This window comes from Colwellia sp. MEBiC06753, from assembly GCF_053470325.1.
Map to the genome: position 1 here is coordinate 132,044 of NZ_JBQMTM010000011.1, position 8,759 is coordinate 140,802.

Here is an 8,759-nt window from a genome sequence, read left to right on the forward strand (position 1 = left end):
AAACAAACTTGAAAGATCAATACGCCCTAAATAGAACACACAGAATGTTGACTAGTTTTGACATGAACTAAGTCAACTAAATATAAGTGAAGAAACTGATGGAATATGAATTTAGACACGACCCCATTTCAGGTGAAGCAAAAGCATTGTTTTCCTTAGAACAACAAATGATTGGTCCTTGGTTAGAGGTTGAAGTGGGGCATAACGCTGAAATGATATCGGCGTTACTAATCGCCATTGAAAAAATAGAGCACCAAAAACGGGAAGAAATCACCGTGACCGGCCGAGAGTATTCAGTGACATTCACTCAAGATGATGTTTTTGTCCAACCCAATACTAACTTAAATGGTCATGATGACTTACCAGAAGAGTTACTTATGCAAGAGCTCTATATTGATGAACAAGCGATCAGTGCTTGTGGCTTAGATGATTTTCGTCAAATTCTACTATCATGGGCTAAATTTACAAAAAATTAACTTATTGAAAACCCTTACCTGACTATTTAACATATTGATAATAAAAATTATTAAATTAACCTTGGTGTAATTCCATGACTGATCCTGTAGTTGATTCTCGCAAAAAAGCTAAACGTATGGTGCCATTACGTTACGTACTAACGCCAATTGTCATTATATTTGTTGCAATATTTCTATTAATTATTGCTGGTATTTTAGCGCCTAAACCGATGAAAAAACCGGTGGAAGTTCGGGCGCCCTTGGTAGAGGTTATTGAGTTAGCGCCAGCAACAATAGAATTTCGGGTAGCCAGCCAAGGTTCGGTTATGCCAAGAACGGCAACCACCTTAACTTCAGAAGTATCTGGCCAAGTCATTGCCGTGTCGGATAAATTTTTTATTGGCGGTTATATTGAAAAAGGCGAAGAAATACTGCGCCTTGATCCAATCACCTACGAAGTCGCCTTGTTGCAAGCAGAATCTCGACTAGGTGCAGCAAAAGCTAATTTAATCAGTGAACAGGCACTGGCAAAACAAGCGAAAGAAGAATGGCTAATGACTGGGAAACCGCTTGAAAAAGCGCCGATTCTAGCATTGAGAGAACCGCAACTATTGAAAGCGCAAGCAGAATTAGTTGCCGCGGAAGCGGACTTAAAAGAAGCGAAAACAAAATTAGCGCGTACCCGCTTTGTTGCCCCTTATGATGCCATGATCAAAGTGAAAAATGCTGACCTTGGTCAGTATGTGACAGTAGGGACATCACTGGCAGAAATTTTCGCGGTTGATTACGCCGAAGTGCGATTGCCGGTTAAGCAACAGGATCTAGCATTTTTGAGCTTGCCTAAAGTCAATGAAACATTGGAGGAGTCGTCTAGCATTGAGTTGTTTTATCAACTTCATGATAAGAAACATAGTTGGCAAGGTGCACTTACGCGTTATGAAGGGGTGGTCGACTCAGTTAACCGTGCGCATTATGTTGTGGCAAAAATTGACGATCCGTATCGAATTAACTCTCAACGCCAAGATGAAATTCGTGTTGGTACCTTTGTTAATGCGCAAATTATCGGTCGCAGCATAGATCATGTTACGGCAATTCCACGTTTAGCGGTTCATGGGGCGAATACTATTTATCTGGTTAATGCTGATTACACCTTAGATATGATCAAAATTGATGTGTTGCGCGCCGATGCTGAATTTGTCTATACCTTAGACTCACTGCCGGTTGATAAACGATTAGTATTAACCAATATTGAAACTCCAGTAATCGGTATGCACCTAAGAGTTAGTGGTGAGCAACAATCAGAACAAGTAGAAAGTTCAGACTCAGGCGATTCAGCGAAATCGGGTGACAAGGCATGAGTAAAGTGAAAGAAGAATTCTCTGGCATTATCGCTTGGTTTGCCCGAAACAGCGTAGCCGCCAACCTGTTAATGATGTTTATTTTGGTAGCGGGCCTGTTTTCTTATCAGGGCATTAATAAAAAAATGTTTCCTGAATTTAATCCCAACAGCATTTTAATTGTCGTGCCGCATTTAGGTGCTGCGCCTGAAGAAGTTGAACAATCGGTAATTTTGCGGGTAGAAGAGGCGCTTGAGGATATAGAGGGAATAAAGCGTATTACCTCTACGGCGAATGAAGGCGTAGGCCGTGTGGTCATTGAGTTGCAATCAGGCTATTCGATGTCTGAAAAACTTGATGAAGTGCAAATGCAAGTAGATGCAATCACGACATTTCCAGAGCAGGCAGAAAAACCCATTATTACTAAGCAGGAATTTAAAGGCCAGGTAATGTGGTTGTCGGTAAGTGGTCCTATGGAGCGTCGAGCGCGTCAAGTGCTGGCACAAAATATTCGTGATGAAATCATGGAGTTGCCAAGCGTTAATAACGCCGAAGTGGTTGGGGCTCGCGATTATGAAATCAGTATCGAAATATCTGAGCAAAAATTGAAAAAGTACGGGATGACTTTTGATGAAGTCTCACAAGCCGTTAAAAAATCATCGTTAGATTTACCCAGTGGTACCTTAAAAACTTCAGGCGGTGACATTGCACTAAGGGTTGAAGGACAAGCATACACCGGGCAAGAGTATGGCGCTTTAGTGTTAAGAACGGCGGCAGACGGCACTCGCTTAGTGTTATCTGATGTTGCCAATGTGATTGATGGCTTTGTTGAACGTGAAGATTTTGCCTTATTTGACGGCGAAAATACCACTAGCATTATGGTGCAATCAACCGGCGATCAAAATGATCTGCAAATTGCTGAGGAAGTGCATCAATACGTTATTGAAAAAAATAAAGCGCTACCTAAAGGTGCTAAGCTTGATGCTTGGGGTGACTCATCATATTACCTAAATGAACGCTTAGATATGATGATTTCCAATATGCTGGCGGGGGCGGCGCTGGTGTTTTTTGTGCTGGCATTATTTTTACGTATTCGCATTGCCTTTTGGGTGATGTTGGGTATTCCTATTAGCTTTTTGGGCGCGTTTATTTTAATGCCGATGATGGGCGAATGGGCGGTTTCAGTCAACATGCTCAGCTTGTTTGCCTTTATTATGGTGCTGGGGATTGTCGTTGATGACGCCATTGTAACTGGTGAAAGTGCCTATACCGCTATTCAGCAACATGGTCATTCAACGGATAATGTTATTCGTGGCACGATGCAAGTGGCAATGCCAGCAACCTTCGGGGTCTTGACCACTATGGCGGCCTTTGCGCCACTATTGTTTATTGATGCCACGTTTGCTGCGTTCTTTCGGGCGATAGCGCTGGTGGTGGTTTTTTGTTTGTTCTTTTCGTTAATTGAGTCGAAATGGATTTTACCTGCGCATATTGCTCATATGAAATATGTGCCGCTGACCGAAGAAAACTCTTCAATGTTAGAGCGCTTTCAAGTGCGCTTTAAAAAAGGCTTAAATAACTTTATCCACCATAAATACAAGCCATTGCTCTATAAAGCGTTAAAAGCGCGTTACAACACAATTGCCCTGTTCTTTGCGGTATTAATTGTGTCTGTTGGCTTAATCGTAAGCTCATTGGTGAAAGTGGAAGTGTTCCCAAATGTGCCGAGCGACTTTATTCAAGGCCAGTTAGTGTTAGTTGAAGGCAGTCCGGTTGCTGAGCGTAATAAAGCAATTGAAAAAATTATGGCGGCGGCTCACGAAGTGGCAGATGAAAATGCCATTGGTGATCAAACTTTTATTAAGCATTTTATGGTGTTTACTAATGGCGATATTCAGGCAACGTTTTTATTAGAATTGATTAAGTCTGATAAGCGAGAATTAAACGCCTATGAAATTGAAAAATTATGGCGCGATAAAATAGGTGAAATTCCCGGTACTAAAGAATTACGCTTTTTTGCTGGCACCAATGTTGGTGGTGGTGCCGCGTTAGAGTTTCAGTTAACGGGTAAAAATGACCAAGAACTTGAAGCTGCTGCTGAGCGAATTATGGCCAAGCTTGGCGAGTATGACGGTGTTTACGATATTCGCAATTCATTCAGCCGTGGTTCACAAGAAATTAAACTTGATATTAAACCAGAAGCCGAAGTGCTTGGCCTGACATTAAGTGATTTAGCGCGCCAGATGCGCCAAGGGTTTTATGGTGATGAAGCCCAGCGTATCCAACGCGGACAAGACGAGCTAAAAGTCATGGTACGTTACCCGAAAGAAAACCGGGTTTCAGTTACCGACTTGGAAGATATGTGGATACGTACGCCATCAGGTCAAGAAGTGCCATTTTATCAAGTTGCCGATGTTAGTATTGGTCAAGGATTTTCAACAATTACACGGGTTAATCGCAAGCGCTCCATTACCATTTCTGCTGATATTGATAGCCAGAAAGTAGAATCGCGTCGCGTGCTAGAAGAAATGAACCAGCAACATATTCCGTTAATTTTAGCTGACTTTCCATCGGTAGCTTATGGCGTAGAAGGCGCCAGTAAAGAGCAAGCCGATTTCTTAAAACAGTTAGGCTTTGCTGGGCTTGGCGCACTGTTTTTAATTTATGGCCTAATAGCGATTCCGACAAAATCATATGCCCAGCCGCTGGTGATAATGTCGGTGATCCCGTTTGGCATTATTGGTGCGATTATTGGTCACTTTTTGCTGGGAAAAACCATCAATATGATGTCAATTTACGGCTTTATTGCGTTAACTGGTGTGGTGGTAAACGACAGTTTGATCTTTGTTGATTTTATAAATCGGGCAAAAGGCAGTGGTAAACGGATGATTGATATTGTTCAAGATGCGGGTACTCAGCGCTTTAGAGCAATACTATTAACGTCACTCACCACGTTTTTTGGTATATTCCCCTTATATTTCGAGTCAAGCTTGCAAGCGCAGTTTATTATTCCTATGGCAATTTCATTAGGTTTTGGTATTGCTTTTGCCACTGTAATAACCTTGTTTTTAATTCCATCATTGTATTTGGTAAAAGAAGATATACAGGGGCTATTTGCTAAAAAACAGTCAACTAATGTAGATTTAATCGAGCACAGTTAATTGTGCTGAGCAATCACATTCATCGTTGGCGGTTATAAGAATAAATACAAGACAGTAGAGAACAATATGTTAATTAAGTGTAGTAAATGGTTGGTATTGGTTGGTGCGTTATTTAGTGCCCACTCGGCAATTGCCACCGACAAATTGCCATTTGAGCAAAATGATACTGATAAGAACTTTAACGTTGTGCAAATAACCGATGGGGTGACGATTCCTTGGGGAATGGCGCAATTACCTAATGGTGATATTTTAGTAACCGAGCGCGCGGGCGAGCTGCGCCTGATTCAGCAAGGCAAGTTGCTTGAACAAAAGGTTGCAGGGCTGCCTGAAATTCATGCTAATCGCCAAGGTGGACTACTGGATATCGTATTGCATCCAAATTATGCAGAAAATGGCTGGTTGTACTTCACCTTCTCAAGCCCAGAAGGCGAAGGTGAAGGTAGTAATACCGCATTAATGCGCGCCAAATTCGATGCTGAAAAAATGACGTTAACTGATCAGCAATTGTTGTATAAAGGCAGCGATAATACGGAAAAAGGTCAACATTATGGCAGTCGCATAGCCTTTGATAAACAAGGCTATGTTTATTTTTCAATCGGTGACCGAGGTGAGCGTGATCGTAAGCCACAAGATATCACGATTGATGGCGGTAAAGTCTATCGTTTACAAGATGATGGTCGTATTCCTGCTGATAACCCATTTGTAGCAAATAAAGCAGCAAAGTCTGCCACGTTTTCTTATGGTCACCGTAACCCACAGGGCATGGCGCTTAACCCGAACACGGGTGAAATTTGGGCGCACGAGCATGGCCCAAAAGGTGGTGATGAAGTTAACCTAATTCAAAAAGGCAAAAATTATGGTTGGCCAGTCATTAGTTACGGTATTAATTACAATGGCACGTCATTTACTGACCTAACGACTAAGCAGGGTATGGAACAGCCGTTACATTACTGGAACCCATCAATTGCGCCATCGGGCATGGTGTTTATTACCAGTGATAAGTACCCACAGTGGCAAGGAAAGTTATTGGTTGGTTCGTTAAAGTTCCATCATCTGGTATTGCTTGATATCACTGACAACGCGGTTGTTAGCCAAAGTAAAATATTTGAAGGCATCGGCCGCTTACGCAGCATCATGCAGGGCCAAGATGGTTACCTGTATGTAGGTGTTGATGGCCAAGGTATTAAACGCATCGAGCCGAAAAGCTAAGCGTTTTCCTTTTTGTTATTACTTGCTGGTTCAAACTAGCAACTAACGACAATACTCCAGCAGAATACCTAGATTTATTTACAAATTTAGGTATTCTAATTGGCAAAAAATTATTTGCTCGCGTTTTGAAACTTCTTACTCACTGTTTTAATTACTTAAAATTATTCATTCTTCCTTTGGTATTGCTCAATGTTTCTTGGTCATTGCAAGCGACCGAATTTGATGTTGAAGATCCCTATATTTGTAAAAATACCCTAGCCAATTATCAAGGACCAATAACTCCTGCCAACGGCGAGGTTGAGCAGCTTATCAATGCTGTGCGTTATCATTGTTTAGATGATCATCAAGCTTCAATTGAAACGCTTTTACCTGTGTTAAACCAGCCGGCGCAATTAAGCCCTAGCCAATTAACGTATGCTTATATTCTTCATGCGATAAATTTAAATAATATCGATGACGATCGCAGTTGTGATATGGCTAAACTTTCTATGGTGAATGCAGCTAACACTGACAGTGTTGAGCTATCTATTCGAGCGGAGCTCAACTATTTTTCTTTCTGTGATGTGTATAAAGACAATATCCCACATGCGTTAAAGCGTTTGTATGAGTTAAACACTAAAGCCTTACAAAATAATAAGTTAAGTTTACAGCTAACAATCCATAATCAACTTTCATTTGTTTATTACTTTTTAGACCAAAACCAGTTATCTGCTGAAGAAGGTGAAAAGGCATTAGCGATCAGCGAGCAGATGGCGTCAGACGATTATATGGTGACATTATTTAATTTAATTGACGCCTATCTTGACGCTGGAGAAGTCGCATTAGCCGAACAGCGACTAGCCTTATACCAATCAAAACTAACAGATTTGTCAACAGACTGGGAACGCTACCTATATCAATATGCACGTACTTACTTGTTGTATTTGCAGGGTAACTATCAAGCTGTTGTTGATATTAATAATAGCTATTTCCAGCAAAACGCAGGTCAATCACCCGCTTTTATTGAAAAACAAGCCGGATTTTACGGTTTAGCTTGTGTTGCTCTAGGTGATTTAACTTGTGTTGAGCAAGTAGTTAATCAGCATTTTTTAGCCACTTCCCTAGCCGATATTGAACGTTTAGCAACGCTTGAATTATTAATCAACTGGTATAGTGCCTCAAACCAAGCAGCTGATTTAGCAGCGGTTCACGCACGCTATTTTGACTTGGTTCATGAAAAGCTTATTAAGCAGCAGCAAGCCACTAAAGTATTGGGCGTTGCCAAATTAAATAATGAAATTATTCGGTTAAATTCTGATGATGCATTGGCGCAACTGGCGCAACAACAGCGGCTCAATACTTGGTATCAATACTGTTTATTTGCAGTTATTTTGCTATTCGCTGGAACGTTGATTGCTTATATTAGTTTAAAGCGGAAAGTGAAACGCCAAGTTATTATGATTAATGAAATGGGTTAACGACTATATCAACTCTCATACTAGCTAGCACATGAACTAGGATTTTAACTAACGCTAACTCATAGCTAGCTTTTAGCTATGAAGTGACTCATTAAGATCATCAACTAGGTCTTGATAATCGTATTCATCACAGTCTAAAACGGTAAATACTGAATCGCGTATATATTGCCAGTCACTCGCTGGTTGAAAGTGTTTATATTGATGCACAATGTTTTCCGCCATTTTTAAAATAGCAAAACAGGTTTGCTCATCACTGCCATCAATTTTATTTAAAAAATCACGTTCATGGTGGCGTAAAATTATTTGGCATAAATCTGTTGGTAACCGCCATGACGAAGCCACGTAAAAGCCGATGGTGGCATGATTCACTTGAAAGGCTTTTTCTTCTAATTCGGTAATCACTTCACTTGGGTGTTTCAATGAATAATCGAGTAATGCTTGATAATTCTTGAACTTCATTGCCATTACCGGAATTCCACAGTCGTGGAATAGGCCTAATGTAAACAGGCGATCGCTTGCTACTTTACGGCTCAACTTATTACCGATAAATACCGCAGTATTGGCGATATTACTGGCATTGTCCCAAAAGCTATCTAATTCAATATAACACTTATCTTTACTAAAGCTTTTGCGAATAAGGTTACTGGTAACCAATGAAATAATACCGTTTAAACCTATATATTTAACCGATTTCGGGATGTCGGTCATGGTTCTGGCTAAACCATACATTGGGCTATTAATGGTTTTTAAAATTTTGGCGCTGATTGATACATCTTGGCAAATTAGCTCGGCAATTTCGTCAATATTAGGTTCATCAAGCTTAATTTTTTCTTGAAGTTCAAGTAGCAAAGCAGGTTGAGCTGGCACGGAAAAACCTTTACCGATATCTTTCAATACATCTTCGTTTACCTGCAACATAGCCCGAACTACCTTTATCAGCGAATATTAAATTTGGCTATGTTCCCATTAACTGTTGTTGAATGCGAAATAGCTTGTTTTCATTAAGGTTTCCAGGAGCATCCATATACCTGAACCAACCAAGGTAATGATCAAGGTACTTTGTGGCGACTCCATGAAACCGTCCTATCCATGCTTTTAGCCTGCTGTGATAGGCATTAACATTTTGAATGTGAAAGACTT

Annotated in this window: 6 protein-coding genes and 1 pseudogene; 5 read left to right on the forward strand and 2 right to left on the reverse strand. The window is 40.7% G+C overall.

From position 1 onward, the window contains the following. Positions 1–98 precede the first annotated feature (98 nt). The 5 genes from ACOB82_RS10430 to ACOB82_RS10450 all read left to right on the forward strand — a co-directional run bounded on the left by ACOB82_RS10430 (position 99) and on the right by ACOB82_RS10450 (position 7,619). Positions 99–476, forward strand: a complete 378-nt coding sequence (locus tag ACOB82_RS10430; protein ID WP_448212927.1) for a UPF0231 family protein — start codon at positions 99–101, stop codon at positions 474–476. A 74-nt stretch (positions 477–550) separates the two neighbouring features. After that, positions 551–1,813 carry an efflux RND transporter periplasmic adaptor subunit gene (locus ACOB82_RS10435; RefSeq protein WP_448212928.1) on the forward strand — a complete coding sequence of 421 codons (1,263 nt, stop codon included), beginning with the start codon at positions 551–553 and terminating at the stop codon, positions 1,811–1,813. Further along, positions 1,810–4,953, forward strand: a complete 3,144-nt coding sequence (locus tag ACOB82_RS10440; protein ID WP_448212929.1) for an efflux RND transporter permease subunit — start codon at positions 1,810–1,812, stop codon at positions 4,951–4,953. The genes ACOB82_RS10435 and ACOB82_RS10440 overlap by 4 nt, the downstream gene beginning before the upstream one ends. A gap of 66 nt (positions 4,954–5,019) precedes the next feature. Then, complete coding sequence (locus ACOB82_RS10445) at positions 5,020–6,162, forward strand: PQQ-dependent sugar dehydrogenase (protein ID WP_448212930.1); 1,143 nt, start codon at positions 5,020–5,022, stop codon at positions 6,160–6,162. Positions 6,163–6,344: 182 nt separating this feature from the next. Next, positions 6,345–7,619, forward strand: a complete 1,275-nt coding sequence (locus ACOB82_RS10450; protein WP_448212931.1) for a hypothetical protein — start codon at positions 6,345–6,347, stop codon at positions 7,617–7,619. 72 nt (positions 7,620–7,691) lie between these two features. On the opposite strand, the gene ACOB82_RS10455 is transcribed toward ACOB82_RS10450, so the two are convergent. Together ACOB82_RS10455 and ACOB82_RS10460 are read right to left on the reverse strand one after the other, a co-directional pair. Beyond that, positions 7,692–8,537, reverse strand: coding sequence for an HDOD domain-containing protein (locus ACOB82_RS10455; protein ID WP_448212932.1), 846 nt, complete (start codon positions 8,535–8,537; stop codon positions 7,692–7,694). 37 nt (positions 8,538–8,574) lie between these two features. Then, positions 8,575–8,759: pseudogene (locus ACOB82_RS10460) on the reverse strand (IS1595 family transposase); the annotation flags it as partial.